15 protein-coding genes are annotated in these 15,626 nt (G+C 72.8%); 3 read left to right on the plus strand and 12 right to left on the minus strand.

Going from position 1 to position 15,626, the window contains the following annotated elements; all coding sequences use genetic code 11:
- Positions 1 to 13: 13 nt before the first annotated feature.
- Positions 14 to 1,078 (plus strand): alpha/beta fold hydrolase, encoded by a 1,065-nt coding sequence (locus tag AC3EVP_RS19415; protein ID WP_435131388.1) that lies wholly within the window; start codon positions 14 to 16, stop codon positions 1,076 to 1,078.
- A 402-nt stretch (positions 1,079 to 1,480) separates the two neighbouring features.
- Here AC3EVP_RS19415 and AC3EVP_RS19420 read toward each other — a convergent pair whose 3' ends face one another.
- The 3 genes from AC3EVP_RS19420 to nth form a co-directional block, all read right to left on the minus strand.
- Positions 1,481 to 2,680, minus strand: a complete 1,200-nt coding sequence (locus tag AC3EVP_RS19420; protein ID WP_335980969.1) for a MarP family serine protease — start codon at positions 2,678 to 2,680, stop codon at positions 1,481 to 1,483.
- Between the two features lie 80 nt (positions 2,681 to 2,760).
- Complete coding sequence (locus AC3EVP_RS19425; RefSeq protein WP_435131390.1) at positions 2,761 to 3,444, minus strand: NUDIX hydrolase; 684 nt, start codon at positions 3,442 to 3,444, stop codon at positions 2,761 to 2,763.
- On the minus strand, positions 3,441 to 4,238 hold the full coding sequence (gene nth, locus AC3EVP_RS19430; RefSeq protein WP_335980971.1) for an endonuclease III: 798 nt from the start codon (positions 4,236 to 4,238) through the stop codon (positions 3,441 to 3,443). Before nth ends, AC3EVP_RS19425 begins: the two co-directional genes overlap by 4 nt.
- Positions 4,239 to 4,531: 293 nt before the next feature.
- On the opposite strand from nth, the gene AC3EVP_RS19435 reads away from it, so the two are divergent.
- Positions 4,532 to 5,206, plus strand: a complete 675-nt coding sequence (locus AC3EVP_RS19435; RefSeq protein WP_103890795.1) for a Crp/Fnr family transcriptional regulator — start codon at positions 4,532 to 4,534, stop codon at positions 5,204 to 5,206.
- A gap of 78 nt (positions 5,207 to 5,284) precedes the next feature.
- Here the strand turns inward: AC3EVP_RS19435 and AC3EVP_RS19440 are convergent, their stop codons facing one another.
- The 8 genes from AC3EVP_RS19440 to AC3EVP_RS19475 all read right to left on the minus strand — a co-directional run bounded on the left by AC3EVP_RS19440 (position 5,285) and on the right by AC3EVP_RS19475 (position 12,812).
- Positions 5,285 to 6,235, minus strand: a complete 951-nt coding sequence (locus tag AC3EVP_RS19440) for an alpha/beta hydrolase family protein (protein WP_435131392.1) — start codon at positions 6,233 to 6,235, stop codon at positions 5,285 to 5,287.
- 3 nt (positions 6,236 to 6,238) lie between these two features.
- Positions 6,239 to 7,603 carry a kynureninase gene (kynU, locus tag AC3EVP_RS19445; RefSeq protein ID WP_435131394.1) on the minus strand — a complete coding sequence of 455 codons (1,365 nt, stop codon included), beginning with the start codon at positions 7,601 to 7,603 and terminating at the stop codon, positions 6,239 to 6,241.
- On the minus strand, positions 7,596 to 8,432 hold the full coding sequence (locus AC3EVP_RS19450) for a tryptophan 2,3-dioxygenase family protein (protein WP_335980974.1): 837 nt from the start codon (positions 8,430 to 8,432) through the stop codon (positions 7,596 to 7,598). Before AC3EVP_RS19450 ends, kynU begins: the two co-directional genes overlap by 8 nt.
- A 230-nt stretch (positions 8,433 to 8,662) precedes the next feature.
- Positions 8,663 to 9,076 carry a DUF3151 domain-containing protein gene (locus AC3EVP_RS19455; RefSeq protein WP_335980975.1) on the minus strand — a complete coding sequence of 138 codons (414 nt, stop codon included), beginning with the start codon at positions 9,074 to 9,076 and terminating at the stop codon, positions 8,663 to 8,665.
- Between the two features lie 110 nt (positions 9,077 to 9,186).
- Complete coding sequence (fbaA, locus tag AC3EVP_RS19460; protein ID WP_335980977.1) at positions 9,187 to 10,209, minus strand: class II fructose-bisphosphate aldolase; 1,023 nt, start codon at positions 10,207 to 10,209, stop codon at positions 9,187 to 9,189.
- 206 nt (positions 10,210 to 10,415) lie between these two features.
- Complete coding sequence (gene pyrE, locus AC3EVP_RS19465; protein WP_435131396.1) at positions 10,416 to 10,955, minus strand: orotate phosphoribosyltransferase; 540 nt, start codon at positions 10,953 to 10,955, stop codon at positions 10,416 to 10,418.
- Between the two features lie 75 nt (positions 10,956 to 11,030).
- Positions 11,031 to 11,828, minus strand: a complete 798-nt coding sequence (locus AC3EVP_RS19470; RefSeq protein ID WP_435131397.1) for an aldose epimerase family protein — start codon at positions 11,826 to 11,828, stop codon at positions 11,031 to 11,033.
- A gap of 60 nt (positions 11,829 to 11,888) precedes the next feature.
- Positions 11,889 to 12,812 (minus strand): SRPBCC family protein, encoded by a 924-nt coding sequence (locus AC3EVP_RS19475; protein ID WP_435131399.1) that lies wholly within the window; start codon positions 12,810 to 12,812, stop codon positions 11,889 to 11,891.
- Positions 12,813 to 12,985: 173 nt separating this feature from the next.
- Between AC3EVP_RS19475 and AC3EVP_RS19480 the strand changes: the two genes are divergently transcribed.
- Positions 12,986 to 13,447, plus strand: coding sequence for a DUF6023 family protein (locus AC3EVP_RS19480; RefSeq protein WP_435131400.1), 462 nt, complete (start codon positions 12,986 to 12,988; stop codon positions 13,445 to 13,447).
- On the opposite strand, the gene AC3EVP_RS19485 is transcribed toward AC3EVP_RS19480, so the two are convergent.
- The gene (locus tag AC3EVP_RS19485) at positions 13,434 to 15,533 is read right to left on the minus strand and encodes a hypothetical protein (protein ID WP_435131401.1); all 2,100 of its coding nucleotides are present in this window, start codon (positions 15,531 to 15,533) and stop codon (positions 13,434 to 13,436) included. The genes AC3EVP_RS19480 and AC3EVP_RS19485 overlap by 14 nt on opposite strands.
- Positions 15,534 to 15,626: the final 93 nt, after the last annotated feature.

The raw sequence follows: 15,626 nt of genomic DNA on the forward strand, positions 1-15,626 counted from the left end.
CACGCTCGACACCATGAGCCTTCCCGCCGGGTCGTCGCCCAGCCAACCCAGTCGGCCCGCCAGGTCCGCCAGGTCCGCCAGGTCCGAGCAGTCCGACCGGCCCGAACCGGTGCCGGGCCGGATCGACCCGCTGGAGCGCAGCGCCCCCCTCGCCCCCGCGCCCACCCGCGGCGGCCAGGTCCCCCGTCTCGACGGTCCCTGGACCCACCGCGACGTGGCCGCCAACGGCGCCCGGTTCCACATCGCCGAAGCCGGTGACGGCCCGCTGGTGCTTCTGCTGCACGGCTTCCCGCAGTTCTGGTGGACCTGGCGGCACCAGTTGACCGCACTGGCCGAGGCCGGCTTCCGGGCGGTCGCGATGGACCTGCGCGGGGTCGGCGGCAGCGACCGTACGCCCCGCGGCTACGACCCCGGAAACCTGGCGCTCGACGTGACCGGCGTGATCCGCTCGCTGGGCGAGCCCGACGCCGCGGTGGTCGGCCACGACCTGGGCGGCTACCTGGCCTGGACCGCCGCCGCGATGCGGCCGAAGCTGGTGCGCCGCCTGGTCGTGTGCTCGATGCCGCACCCCCGGCGCTGGCGCACCTCGATGCTCACCGACCTGCGGCAGAGCAGGGCCGGCGGCTACATCTGGGGCTTCCAGCGCCCCTGGGTGCCCGAGCGGCAGCTCGTCGCGGACGACGCGGCGATGGTCGGCAGGCTGATCCGGGACTGGACGGGGCCCGGGCCGCTGGACGAGGAGGCGATCGACGTCTACCGCGAGGCGATGCAGATCCCGTCCACGGCGCACTGCGCGGTCGAGCCGTACCGCTGGATGGTGCGGTCGATGGCCCGGCCGGACGGCCTCCAGTTCAACCGCCGGATGAAGCGCCCGGTACGGGTGCCCACCTTGCAGATGCACGGCTCGCTCGACCCCGCGGTCGGCACCAGGAACGTGGCGGGCAGCGGGGAGTACGTCGAGGCGCCCTACCGCTGGCGGCTCTTCGACGGCCTCGGGCACTTCCCGCACGAAGAGGACCCGGTGGCCTTCTCGACCGAGCTGGTCAACTGGCTCCAGGACCCCGAACCGGACCGCTGAACCCGCCCGGTACGACTGCGGAGCCGTCCGGTACGACTGCGGAGCCGCCCGGTACGCCTGCCGAACCCGCCCACTGCGATGATCCGATGATCCCCAAAATGCCGGGCGCATAAGCCAATCGGACGACCTGAAGGCGATTACCGACCCGATGGCGCGGGCACGTAGCACCGTATGGGTTCGACGCACGACTACCGTGACGTATCACGCACTCACCGAAACCTCGCAGCCGCCGATCGGGCTGTTCCGATGACGCTGCTCCCCACCGGGGCCGGTCGCCTCGGTATTCCCCGCATACTCGGCCGCCGGGCCCGCTGGGTCAGTGCCCGGCTGCGCCATGTGAGGGACTGACGGCGGCACCGCGCAGCACCCGGCGCCGCGCGCCGAGCCCGCGTCACCGGTCCGTCACAGCGCGCAGCCCTGCGTGCTCACCTGCCTGGTCGCCGTACGCCCTGCTGTCACGTCCGGGGCCACCTCGGCGGCGGTGAGCGCGTAGCCGGTGTGCGCGTCGTCCAGGGACTTGGCGAAGACCACCCCGGCCACCTCGCCGTCGGTGGTCAGCAGCGGGCCGCCGGAGTTGCCCGCGCGGACCGTCGCGTACAGCGAGTACACGTCGCGGTGCACGGTGCCGCGGTGGTAGATGTCCGGGCCGCTGGCCCTGATCCGGTCCCGGACCCGGGCGGCGCGTACGTCGAAGGGCCCGTTCTCCGGGAAGCCCGCCACGATGGCGTCGTCGCGGCTCTGCTCGGGCTGTGTCCTGAAGTGCAGCGCGGGGGCGTCCAGCCCGGGCACGTCGAGGACGGCGATGTCGCGCTGCCAGTCGTAGAGGACCACCCGGGCGTCGTGCAGCCGCCCCTTGCCGCCGATCTGCACGGTGGGCTCGGAGACGCCGCCGACGACGTGGGCGTTGGTCATCACCCGGTCCTTGGCGAAGACGAAGCCGGAGCCCTCCAGCACCTTCCCGCAGCTGGGGGCGGTGCCGACGACCTTGACGATGCTGCCGCGGGCGTCGGTCACCGCCTGGCTGCCGACCAGCGCGGGGTCGGGCGCGGGCACCGAGGTGATCGGCTCGGAGCCGAAGGTGCCGAAGACCTGCGGCAGGCCGTTCTGCGCGAGGGTGTCGCTGAAGTCGTTGAACCAGGTGTCGGCCGACGGCGGCATCACCCGGGAGACCCCGATGAGCACCCTCGAGGACCGCACCTCGCGCCCTATCGTCGGCAGCGTCGTGGTCGCCAGCGCGCTGCCGATCAGCCACGCCACCAGCAGCATCGCCAGGACGTTGACCAGCGCGCCGCCACTCGCGTCCAGTGCCCGGGCCGGGGACCAGGTGATGCGGGTGCGGAGCTTGTTGCCCAGGTGGGTGGTGAACGCCTGCCCCACCGACGCGCACACGATGACGATCACGACCGCGGACATCACCGCGACCGAGCCGGGGGTCGCGGTGTCCGTCGCCTTGTCCCACAGCAGCGGCAGCAGGTAGACCGCGGCCAGGCCGCCGCCCAGGAAGCCGGCCACCGACATGATGCCGACGACGAAGCCCTGCCGGTAGCCGATCACGGCGAACCACACGGCGGCGAGGATGAGCAGGATGTCCAGCACGTTCACGGGGAACACGGTCTCACGTCGGCCTGAGCGTGTGGGGCGGTACGGCGCTGCCGGTCGTCACGGCGCCCGATGCGGACGGGCTAGCCGAGCGGTACGGTCCGGTCCCGGTCCCAGGGCCGCTCCCACCCCGCGTAGTGCAGCAACTTGTCGATCAGACCTGCGGTGAAGCCCCACACCAGGGCGCCCTGGACGAGGAAGGCGGGGCCGCGGAAACCGCTGGGGTGCACCAGCGTCGCACGGTTGGCCGGGTCGGTGAGATCCGTCACGGGAACCCGGAAGACGCGTGCGGTCTCGGCCGGGTCGACCGCGCGGACCGGGCTCGGCTCGCGCCACCAGCCCAGCACCGGGGTGACCACGAAGCCGCTCACCGAGATGTACAGCCGCGGCAGCACGCCGAACAGTTGCACTCCGGCCGGGTCGAGGCCGGTCTCCTCCTCGGCCTCGCGCAGCGCCGCCCGCAGCGGGCCGTCGCCTTCGGGGTCGCCGTCCTCCGGGTCGAGCGCGCCGCCCGGGAAGGACGGCTGGCCCGCGTGCGCCCGAAGGGCCGCGGACCGCTCGATCAGCAGCAGGTCAGGGCCCTGCTCACCCTCGCCGAACAGCACGAGCACGGCCGACTGCCGGCCGCCGCCGTCGGGCGGCAGGAACCGGCTGAGCTGCTCGGGCCGCACCGTCCCGGCGGCCGCGGCCACCGGTTCCAGCCACCTCGGCAGCCCGCCGGCGCTGACGTCCACCTTCGGCGCGCCGGCCTCCCAGGACCGCGTCATGAGGCGCCCAGCGGCGGCGCGGGCTGCCCCGGATAGTCCGGCGGCGGGTTCAGCCGCTGCCCGGGGAAGCCGCCCTTCTCGTACTTCAGCAGCTTCTTCGCCTTCTCCGGGTCCGTCTCGCCCTCGCCGAAGGACGGGCAGAGCGCGGCGATCGGGCAGACCCCGCAGGCGGGCTTGCGGGCGTGGCACATCCGGCGGCCGTGGAAGACGACGCGGTGGGACAGCATCGTCCAGTCCGACTTGGGGAAGAGCGCGGCCACATCGCGCTCGACCTCCTCGGGGTCCTGCGAGGTGGTCCAGCCGAAGCGGCGCGAGAGCCGGCCGAAGTGGGTGTCCACGGTGATGCCGGGGACGCCGAAGGCGTTGCCCAGCACCACGTTCGCCGTCTTGCGGCCCACGCCGGGCAGCTTCACCAGGTCGGCCAGCCGGCCGGGTACCTCGCCGCCGAACTCGTCCCGCAGGGCGGCGGACAGGCCCAGCACCGAGCGGGTCTTGGCCCGGAAGAAGCCGGTCGGGCGCAGGATCTCCTCCAGGTCCGCCGGGTCGGCGGCCGCCATGTCCTCGGGCGTGGGGTACTTCGCGAACAGCGCGGGTGTCGTCTGGTTGACCCGCAAGTCGGTGGTCTGCGCGGACAGCACCGTGGCGATCAGGAGCTGGAAGGGGTTCTGGAAGTCCAGCTCGGGATGGGCGTACGGATACACCTCGGCGAGTTCGCGGTTGATCCGGCGGGCCCTGCGGACCTTCGCGACCTGGGATTCCGCTGCGGGGGCCTTGCCGACCTTGCTCTCTGCCATGTACGAAGGCTACGCCGAAGGTCCGACAGCGTGGGGCCGGTCACACGACTGCGGTACGGGGCCAGGTCCGGTAGCGTGTTCGCTGACAGCGGAACACCCGGTGGCCGCCACCCGTTCGGCGGCGCGGCGGCCCCCAACCACGCAATTCCGGCCGCCAATCGGACCCCCGGAGCACGGCGGCGCGCACACATAAGACAAACTTGTGATTGATCGCACTGTTTCCCGTGTCATGCATCATGGGGACAGCCCGGCTGACAACCCGGTGATGTCGACAGTCGACAAGGAGAGAGCTCGTGGACGACGTTCTGCGCCGTGCCCCGCTTTTCGCGGCGCTCGACGACGAGCAGGCCGCTGAACTGCGTGCCTCCATGACCGAGGTCACGCTGGCGCGTGGCGACGCGCTGTTCCACGAGGGCGACCCCGGGGACCGGCTGTACGTCGTGACCGAGGGCAAGGTGAAGCTGCACCGCACGTCGCCCGACGGCCGGGAGAACATGCTGGCCGTCGTGGGACCCGGCGAGCTGATCGGGGAGCTGTCGCTCTTCGACCCCGGCCCGCGCACCGCCACCGGCACCGCGCTCACCGAGGTGAAGCTGCTGGGCCTGGGCCACGGCGACCTCCAGCCGTGGCTGAACGTACGGCCCGAGGTCTCCACGGCGCTGCTGCGCGCGGTCGCCCGCCGTCTGCGCCGTACCAACGACGTCATGTCGGACCTGGTCTTCTCGGACGTGCCCGGCCGCGTCGCCAAGGCCCTTCTGGACCTGTCCCGGCGCTTCGGTGTGCAGTCCGAAGAGGGCATCCATGTGGTGCACGACCTGACGCAGGAGGAGCTGGCGCAGCTCGTCGGCGCCTCCCGCGAGACCGTGAACAAGGCGCTCGCCGACTTCGCCGGGCGCGGCTGGCTGCGGCTGGAGGCCCGCGCGGTCATCCTGCTCGACGTGGAGCGGCTCGCGAAGCGCAGCCGGTGACCGGCATCTGATCGTCCACCGGCCGGCGGCCCCCGCAAGGGGGCCGCTTTGCTGTGTCCGGGGGCCGCAGCGGCGGCGTCACCAGGCGAGTTGGGCGATCTCCTCCACCACGGCCGCGCAGGCACCACTCGACGGGTCGATCAGCGGGAAGTGCCCGACGTCCGGCAGCCACGCCACGGTGGGCTCCTCCCCCGCCGCCCTGGCGGCGCGTACGAAAGCGGCGCTGACCTGCGGCGGAACCACGTTGTCAGTGGTGCCGTGCACGATGGTGGTGGCGATACCGGTGGGCAGCAGCGCGGCCGGATCGGCGTGGAGCAGGCGGTCGGTGGCGTGGTCGGGGCCGCCGAGGAGGTCGAGCACCGCGCCGGAGCAGACGCGCAGCCGGATCGCCGAGGTGAAGTCGGCGACGGGGGCGAGGGCCACCACGCCGCGGAGGGCTGGAGGTGTGGAGCGGTGCCAAGGGGAAGCGGCGGGCAGCAGGTGGCGGGCGGCGGCCCACAGTGCGAGGTGCCCGCCCGCGCTGTGCCCGGTGTACACGACGCGGCGGGTGTCCACGCTGTCCGCGCCGAGTGCCTCGCGGGCGAGCGCGGGCAGGGCGTCGAGCGCGGCGGCGACGTCGTCGAAGGTGTCGGGCCAGCGCCCGGCAGGGGCAGGCGCGGGCGCGATGCCGTCCGCGTGGTCGCCAGGGGGCTGCGGGCGTATCGCCGTGCGGTCCGCTCCGCCGCGGCGGTACTCGACCGAGGCCACCGCGAGGCCGGCCGCCGCGAGGTGCGCGGCGAGCGGGGAGGCGTGGGCGCGGTCGTAGGCGGCCCGCCAGGCACCGCCGTGCAGCAGCGCGACCAGGGGCGCCGGGCGGGCGCCGCTGCCGGTAGTGGCGGGCCGGTAGAAGTCGATCACCTGGTCGGGGCCGTCCCCGTAGCGCGCGGTGGCGTCCGGGGGCACAGGGGCGTGGCCGAACGCCGATGCCTCCTCGGCCGCCGCCCGGTCGGCGGGCGGCGGCGGGGTCGGGCGGGGCACGGCAGCGGTCATCGGTTACGGGGTCCCTTCGCGGTCGCCCTCGGGCTGGCCTTCGGGTCGGGGGTGGGTGCCGGCGCCCGGGAGGGTGCCCGGGCCGGCGGTGTCGCGTGCGTCAAGGATGTCGGCCAGCACGCGGGCGGCGTCCCAGGCGTCCGCGTAGCGGGTGTAGAGCGGGGTGAAGCCGAAGCGCAGCAGGTCGGGCTGCCGGAAGTCGCCGACGACGCCGCGGGCGATCAGCGCGCGCATCACCCCGCCGGCGTCCGCGCAGCGCAGCGACACCTGGCTGCCGCGCTCCGCGTGCGCCTGGGGTGTCACGGAGCGCAGGCGGCCGCGGGGGTCGGTCGCCGCCACGCACGCGAGGAAGAAGTCGGTCAGGGCGAGGCTCTTGGCGCGCACGTCGGCGAGCGTGACTCCGTCCCAGACGTCGAGGGCCGCGTCCAGCGCGAGCAGGGAGAGGATCTCCGGGGTGCCGACGCGCCCGCGCGCCGCGCCGTCGGCGGCCACGTAGTCCGGGGCCATGCCGAAGGGGTCGGCGTGGGAGTTCCAGCCGGGCAGCGGGGAGTCGAAGCGCGGCTGGTGCTCGGCCCGCACGTAGAGGTAGGCGGGCGCGCCCGGGCCGCCGTTGAGGTACTTGTAGGTGCATCCCACCGCGAGGTCCACGCCGTCGGCGTCGAGGGCGACCGGCAGAGCGCCCGCACTGTGGCACAGGTCCCACACGGCGAGCGCGCTGGCCGCGTGCAGGGCGGCAGTGACGTGGCGCAGGTCGTACAGCCGTCCGGTGCGGTAGTCCACGTGGTTGACGAGGGCGGCGGCGGTGCGGGGCCCGGCCGCCTCGGCGATCCCGTCGGCGGGCACCGGCCTGACGGTGCGGCCGGTGAGGCGGGCCGCGGACTGCGCGATGTAGCCGTCGGTGGGGAAGGTGGCGGCGTCGACCAGGATCTCGTCGCGGTCCTGGGGTGCCATGCGGACGGCGGCGACCAGCGCCTTGAAGACGTTGACGCTGGTGGAGTCGCCGACGACGACCTGCCCGGGCGCGGCGCCGATGAGCGGGGCGATCCGGTCGCCGATCCGCTCGGGCGCCGTCCACCAACCGCTCTCCTCCCAGGAGCGGATGCGCAGTTCGCCCCACTCGCGGCCGACCACGTCGGTCAGCCGCGGCAGCACGGTGGTGGGCAGGGCGCCCAGCGAGTTCCCGTCGAGGTAGACGGCGCTCTCCGGGGAGCCGTCCGCCGGGGCCCCGCCGAGGGTGAAGCGGTCCCGGACGGGCGCGAGCGGGTCGGCCGCGTCGAGGGCGGCGGCGCGGGCGGCGAGGGTGTCCTGCACGGTCCGGGCCTCCCGGCTGTCCTGGGCGTAGGGGCGGGTCGCGGGGAGCTCAGACATGGCTGCGCGCCGTCCACAGCTCGGGGAAGACGTTCTTCGCGGCACGCTTCTCCAGCCAGGCCACCCCCGCCGAGCCGCCGGTGCCGGCTTTGGCGCCCATGGCGCGCCGGGTCGCGACGAGGTGGTCGTTGCGCCACCGCCAGACCAGTTCGGCGACGTCGGTGAGGAGTTCGCCGAGCCGCACCAGGTCGGAGTCCTGGTCCTCGGCCGCGTAGACGGCCTGCCAGGCGGCTTCGACCGCGGGGTGCGGTTCATAGCGCAGCGCCGGGTCGCGGTCGAGTACGTCGGCGGGCAGGTCGTAGCCGCGGCGGGCCAGCAGCCGCAGCACCTCGTCGTAGAGGCTCGGCTCGGTGAGGGCCTTCTCCAGTTCGGCGTGCGCGCTGGGGGTGCCGCGGTGCGGCACGATCATGGACGCGGACTTGTCGCCGAGCAGGAACTCCAGGCGGCGGTACATCGCGGACTGGAAGCCGGAGCCCTCGCCGAGGGCGGACCGGTAGGCGTTGAACTGCGCGGGGGTGAGATGCGCGATCGGCTTCCAGGAGGCGTTGAGGGACTCCAGCTCGGGCAGGCTGCGGCGCAGCGCGGCCGTCGCCCCCGCCAGGTCGTCCTGCCGCAGTGCCGCGGCCGCGTGGCTCCACTCGTGGACGAGCAGGGTGAACCACAGCTCCATCACCTGGGTGGTGACGAGGAAGGCCATCTCCCCGGGTTCGTCGGAGAGCGGGTGCTGCAGGTGGGTGAGGACGGACGCCTGAACGTAGTCCTCGTAGGGCGTGCTGCCTTCGAACGAGAGGTTCGGGGTCGCCGCCTCGTCGATCGGTGTGTCGGGCATGGTGCTACCTCCATCGTGCCCCGGGGTCGCCGGGCCTGTGCGGCGATCATCTGCGGTGCGGGCAGATCCGGCAAGGGCCGACAGGCAGCAGGGTGGAGGCGGGACCGGGTCGCGCCCCGGCCGTACGGGCCCGGCGCCGCGGGTGGGGCACGTACGCCGCGGCCCGCCCGGGTCGGGGCGGGCCGCGGCGGAGGTTCGCGTGGACCGGCTTCGGCCGGTCCGCGCGAGGGTCAGCCCAGCGTGTCCGCGGCGGTCGGCGAGCTGTCGCGCAGGAAGGTCGTGCAGCGCTCGTACTCGTCCTGCTCGCCGATCCCCTGCGCGGCACGGGCCAGCGCGTGCAGGGCGCGCAGGAAGCCGCGGTTCGGCTCGTGCTCGAACGGTACGGGGCCGTGGCCGCGCCAGCCGGCCCTGCGCAGGGCGTCCAGGCCGCGGTGGTAGCCGGTCCGGGCGTAGGCGTAGGACTCCACCACCCGGCCGCCGGCGAACGCGTCGTCGGCGAGCTGCGCCCAGGCGAGCGAGGAGGACGGGTACTTCGCCGCCACCTCGGCGGGCGCGGCACCGGCGGCGAGCAGTTCCCGCGGCTCCGGGTCGTCGGGCAGGTGGGTGGGGGCGGGACCCCCGAGCAGGTTCTCGTGATTGGCCATGGGCTCCAGTCTGCCCGAGCCGGCACGCGGAAGGCCCCCGGCAGGTGCCGGGGGCCTCGGGCGAGCGCGGTGGCCGTGGTGCCGCGCGCCGAAGCCGGCGCGGCGGACGGCTACTTGCGGCGGTTGCCCGCCGAGCGCAGGTCCTGGGCGGCGACGACGACGCGCGCGGCCATGCCGGCCTCGGCGGCCTTGCCCCACACCCGCGGGTCGTAGGCCTTCTTGTTGCCGACCTCGCCGTCGACCTTCAGCACACCGTCGTAGTTGCTGAACATGTGGCCGGCGACGGGGCGGGTGAACGCGTACTGGAGGTCGGTGTCGATGTTCATCTTGACCACGCCGTTCTCCAGCGCCTCGGTGATCTCCTCGATCGTCGAGCCGGAGCCGCCGTGGAAGACGAAGTCGAACGCGTTGGCCTTGCCGTACTTCTCGGCGACCGCGTCCTGGAGCTCGCGGAGGATGCTCGGGCGCAGCACCACGTTGCCCGGCTTGTACACGCCGTGCACGTTGCCGAAGGAGGCGGCCAGCAGGTAGCGGCCGTGCTCGCCGAGGCCGACGGCCTCGACGGTGCGGAACGCGTCGTCGACGGTGGTGTAGAGGGAGTCGTTGATCTCGTGGGAGACGCCGTCCTCCTCACCGCCGGTCGGGGTGATCTCCATCTCCAGGATGATCTTCGCCTTGGCCGCCTCGGCCAGCAGCTCCTTGGCGATGGCGAGGTTGTCGTCCAGCGTCTCGGCGGAGCCGTCCCACATGTGGGACTGGAAGAGCGGGTTGCGGCCGGCGGCCACGCGCTCCTGGGAGATCTTCAGCAGCGGGCGGACGTACCCGTCGAGCTTGTCCTTGGGACAGTGGTCGGTGTGCAGCGCGACCGTGACCGGGTACTTCTCGGCGACGATGTGCGCGAACTCGGCGAGCGCGACCGCGCCGGTCACCATGTCCTTGCTGTACTGGCCGCCCAGGAACTCCGCACCGCCCGTGGAGATCTGGATGATGCCGTCGCTCTCCGCCTCGGCCAGGCCGCGCAGGGCCGCATGCAGGGTCTGTGACGACGTGACGTTGATGGCCGGGTAGGCGAAGTTTCCGGCCTTCGCCCGGTCGAGCATCTCGCCGTAGACCTCGGGGGTTGCGATGGGCATCGTTTCCGCTCCTCATGGCTGTGCGGGTGGTACTGCTGGCATGCGTGGCGACGTCATCGTCGCCCTCATCTTCCCAGACTCGAACGGATACACCAGCTCGCCATACACCAGGACAGCCGCGGGCGCGCCCTGTGCGCGCGAACTGCTCCCGGGATGTTCCACGTGGAACATCCCGGGAACCGCGGCATCGCAGGTCAAGCCGGTGTTCAGGACAATTCGAGATCAGCCAGAGAGTACGCCGCCAGATAGGGCAGGCCCGCCTCGGCCACCTTCGCGGCGGCGCCCCGGTCGACGATCACCGCGACCGCGACGACCTCGCCGCCCGCCTCGCGGACCGCCTCGACGGCCGTCAGCGGCGACCCGCCGGTGGTCGAGGTGTCCTCCACCACCAGCACCCGGCGGCCCTTGACCTCGGTGCCCTCGATCCGGCGCTGCAGACCGTGGGTCTTGGTGGCCTTGCGCACCACGAACGCGTCCAGCCGCCGGCCGCGGGCGGCCGCCGCGTGCAGCATCGACGTGGCGACCGGGTCGGCGCCGAGGGTCAGCCCGCCCACCGCGTCGAACTCCAGGTCCGCGGTGAGGTCGAGCATCACCTGCCCGGCGAGCGGTGCGGCGTGGCCGTCCAGGGTGATCCGGCGCAGGTCGATGTAGAAGTCGGCTTCGAGGCCCGAGGAGAGGGTCACCTTGCCGTGCACGACGGCCTTGTCCTTGATCTGCCGCAGGAGGGCGGTGCGTACGTCGCTCATACGGATGAGATTAGCCGAGCCGTGGGCATGGGTATGTTCCGGACAGAAGGGCGGAAGCGGGTCTCCCGGCTCCCGTCAGCCGACCTTCTGCCAGCTCCACACCGTGCTGATCTCCAGCGGTTCGATCGGGGTGACCAGGCGCGGATGCGTGTTCAGGCCGTTGGGCGGTCCCGACTGCGGCTCCACGCACACCGCTTCGGGCTGTTCGGTGTAGACGACGACCCACTCGCTCGGGCTGCTGACCCGCACTGTCATCTCCCCGGGCCAGTTCAGGGCGACCTCCACACCGTCCGGCATCCCGAAGCAGTCGTCCCAGGGGCCGGGCTTGGGGTCGATGCGGTTGCCGTTGGGCAGGTGGTTGTCGCCGCGCTCCTCCTGCCAGGCGGCGCTGAAGGCCAGCTCGACGTCCTGACCGCCCTGGCCGAGGTTGCGCAGCCACCACGGGTGCCAGCCGGCCTGCGCCGGGAAGGAGTCGCCGCGCGCCTCGACGCTCAGCGTCAGCTTCGCGGAGTGCGGCGCGAGTTCGACGGTGTGGGTCACCCGTCCCGGATACGGCCAGGGGTCGGTGAGGTCGTAGTAGAAGGCCGCGGTGGTCGGCGTGGCCGGGGCGGCCTCGTGCCAGACGGAGTGCCGGCCGGTGCCGTGGATCGCGTGCGGCGGCGCGTCGACGGGGAGTTGGTGGCTCACCCCGCCGTTGCGGAACACGCCGTTCTCGGTGCGGCCGCACCACGGCACCATCAGGAAGGCGCCGAACTTGTCCCCCTGGCGCAGGAGTTCGGTTCCGCCGACCTTCAGCGAGGCGATCCGGCAGCCTTGCTCGGGCCGCAGGGTCAGTTCGGCGTCGCCCGCCGTCAGTTTCGTTTCAGTCTCCACAGAAGCGAGCGTAGCGGCCGATACCGCGCCGGCTCACGCGCGCTCGCCCGGGCAGGCGGGTCATCTGCGGCGGCGCAGTACCCTGCCCACCACGACGGCCGACGCCAGCAGCGCCGCGGCCGCCGGCGCCGCCCAGCGCAGCGTCGCCGCCGACGAGGAGTCCGGGGCGGGCACGGGCGCGTACCGGCCGCGCGGCGGCGCGTGGTCGACCTCCTCCGCGCTGCGGCCGATCATCGTCCGCCGGGCGTGGGCGGCCTCGGCGGGCGGCACCAGGTCGTCCAGCGCGGCGGCGCTCTCCGGGACGTCCACCTCGACCTCGACGAGTTCGAACTCCTCCAGGTCGGCGCCCGGGTCACCGAGGTCGTCCACGATGTCGGATTCCTCGGAGTCCGGCTCCGCGGCGAACGGCTCTTCGGTGCCCGGCTTCTCGGTGCCCGGCTCTTCGGCGCTGCCCGGTTTCTGGGTGCCAGGCTCTTCGGTGCCTGGCGCTTCGGCGTCGGCGGTGGGCTCGGGGCCGGTGGGAGGTTCCTCCTGCGCGGTGGGCGGTTCGAGCTCGGCGACGCCCGCGGAGAAACGGTCCAGCAGGCGGCGGAGTGCGGCTTCCGCGACCGCCGGGTCGTAGGACGTGAGTCGGCCGTTCGCGGTCGCCTCGCCGCGGTAGGTGATGGTGCAGCCGGACCGGGGCACGTCGATGTCCGCGAGGGTGATCTGGAGGGTGGCCTCGACCACGCCTTCGCCGCGCACCTCTGTGCCCCGCGCCTCCAGCGTGAAGGGCGGGGCGTCGCCCGTCACGGTGACGGAGCCGCGGTAGGTGATGGTCGAGCCGGCGATGCGCAGGCGCAGGCGCCCCCGCGCGACGCGCTCGTCCGTGGCCGTGTCCGGGTCCGGCTGCCAGCCCGGCAGGGCGGATGCCGCGGCGCCCGGGGTACGGAACGTTTCCGCCAGCCGGGCGGACGGGGTCGGGACGAAAGACTCGTGCTCCATGCGGCGGAGCCTACCCACGCGGAACCGGATTGACGGCTCTCCGTCCGCATTTCCCCCACCCGCCCGCCCCTCCCCCGCCCCCTCCAGGCCGCCCGGCCCGCCTACCGCTGCCACGAACAGAGGTGCACTATCTTCACTTCTGCCCGATTCCGCCGGGAAGTCCGGAGCAGACCATGTCGCGATCCTGGTACGGCACCGTCGTAGCCCTCTTGGCCGCCGCCGTCCTCCCCCTCACCGCGGGCTGCGGCACGTCCCGCCACCCGGTCCGCCCCACCGCCGGCACCACCCGCAGCGAGGGGGAACTGCGCCGGCAGGCGGAGGCGCGGCTGACACCGTCGTCCGACGTCCGGTTGCGGTGGACCGGCGCCGTCGAGAGGCGGCGCCGGCTGGGCCGGACGACCCCAAGGCTTCCCGCCGGGAAGTACGTCCTGGAGGCGGCGTGTGCGGGGTCGGGAGCAGTTCATTTGTTCTGGAACACGAGGCGGCCCGACAACGACGCCGAGCCGGAAGTGCACTGCGGGGGCACCGCGTCCCGTTCGTACTTCAACGGTCAGGACCTTGTAGCTTTTGCCTTCGAGCCGAGTGACATCGATCCGCCATCGGGCGTTCTGTCCTGGCACATCATCCCGGCTTAGCCGAGGACTGCTGAGCAGCGTCCCTACCGAGCAGCGAGTCGAACGCGCCCCGTCCCGCAAGCCTTCCGACGACCGCCGGGTCCCGCACCCAACGGTCGTACGCGTCGAGCTGACGTGGCGACATCATGGAGACGGCTTCCCCTCCACCGTACTTCCGCATCACTGAGACGAAGTCGTCCGCCGGGCCGGTGACGTACTTCTCTTGGCCAGGGCCCCGACCGTACGGATCGCCCGAGAAGGTGCTGGCCACTTCGCGCCCGGGCTCCTTGACGGTGACCGGTCGGATGCTCTTGATGAGCACGTCACTCTGTAGAAGCGCGGCGGCGTGCACAGCGAAGGTCGTTGGCCATGTGCTGCTCAACTCGGCCCGCCGGAGGCCCTTGATGCCGTCAAGGAGGTCTTTGGGCGCCTCATCCGGTGTCGCCATCACCGTCTGGTGAATCCAGCTCTCCAGAATTCCGGCGGCGAGCTCCTGCCCCTTCTCCTCGGCAAAACCCGCAATACCGTCCGGGCCGGTGGCCAGGCCGGCCGCCGCATGAACGAGCGTCTCGCGCGCACTGGTCATCTCGTCAGCCCATGCCTGGCTCTCGTTGCCGAGTTGCTGTTCGGCCGTCGCGAACACGTCACTGTAGAAGCTGTCCATCAACCCCTTCGAAAAGCTCAGGTACCTCACTGCATCTTGGTCCTCCTCGCTCACCTCTGCCGTCTCGGCGCTGTTGGCAACTTTGTTGCCGTATGCCTCGAAGAGTGCGCTCATGCTCGCGGCTGCTTGGGGGTTGCGGATGGACTCCTCCATGAAGGCCTTCCAGACGGAGGGGTGGAGTTCGAGGCCGTCGCGGGTGGGGTTCTGGGAGTGGGTGAAAGCGGTGGGGTTCCAGGTGGGGGCGGGCCAGAAGGCGTCCTGGGCCGGGGAGGTGATCGCGTACTGGAGGTCGTCCCAGTGCTGGGCCAGGATCTCGGAGAAGAGGAGGGAGACCGCGGGGTAGTGGTGGGCGGTCCGGAGGGACGGGTCCTGGGAGTGGGCGAGGTTGGTGGTGAGGAGCCACGCGGTGTTGCGGTCGGAGAGGGCGGGGTGGGTGTCGCGGAGGGTGACCGTCGCGGCCTTGAGGGTGGCCGTGAAGGCGGCGATCCGCTCGGGGGTGGTGCTGCCGCCGCCCGGGTAGAGGGCGTTGGCGGCGATGTCGGGGCGCCGGGCAACGAACTGGCCTGCGGCGAGCGGGCACTTGGCGAGGGCGTCGAAGAGCTGGACGTAGTGGTCGGCGTGCCAGGGGTCCTCTACGGCGGGGGAACCGGACATACGCGGGGTGACGCTGCGGGACGGGTCGGTGGTGAAGGCGCGGTCGGCGAGGGCGAGGAGGAAGTCGGGGGCGTAGGTGCCGCTGTCGATGAGGGGAAGGAGGAGGTCGGGGCGGAACCCTTGGCCGGGGTCGTCGAAGCGGTCGAACCAGGTCGACCAGAAGGCGTGTCGGTCGCGCTCGGGGCTGGTGTCGGCCGCGACGCGGGTGAACCCGCCGAAGGTACGGGCCAGGACGTCGCGGTCATAGGCGAGTTGGTCGGGGTGGTCCGGGTAGCGGCGGTCGTAGGGGCTGCCGGACATGGCGTTGGACAGTTGGGACAGGCGGCGGGGGCCGAGGGTGGTGTAGAAGCCGCGGAGGAAGTCGCCGTCGTAGCCGCCGGCGGCGAGTTCGGCGAAGAGGTGCTCGGGGACGGCGCCGTAGTGGTCGCCCATCTGCTGGTCGAAGTCGCGGGCGAGGGCGCTGCCTTGGGCGGTGGCGCGGGCGGCCGCGCCGGGGGTGACGGCGCTGTCGGGGACGGAGATCAGGGTGCGCTGCGAGCTGTGTTCGCCGATGGCGGCCGCGAGGCGCTGGCGGCGGCGGAGCAGGGGGAGTTCGCCGTCGGCCCAGCGGGAGATGGCGAGCAGCCGGTCCAGCGGCCGGGTGTCGAGGTCGTAGTGGGCGAAGCGGTTGCGGAAGCGGGTGGCGCTGTCGTGCAGCCGTTTGGTGTCGCTCTCCAGGGAGTTGATGGTGCCGGGCAGCCGGTCCGGGTCGATGCCGGAGAAGGTCGGCTTCCGCTGGGGGTGTCCCATGTGTCGTCCCACGCTGCTTCCGTGCACGCGGACGCGGCGGCTGTGCGCGGGCCCGGGTACGTACGTACGGGGTTCAGGGGCGGTCTCGCCCCG

It is taken from the genome of Actinacidiphila sp. bgisy144, assembly GCF_057708105.1.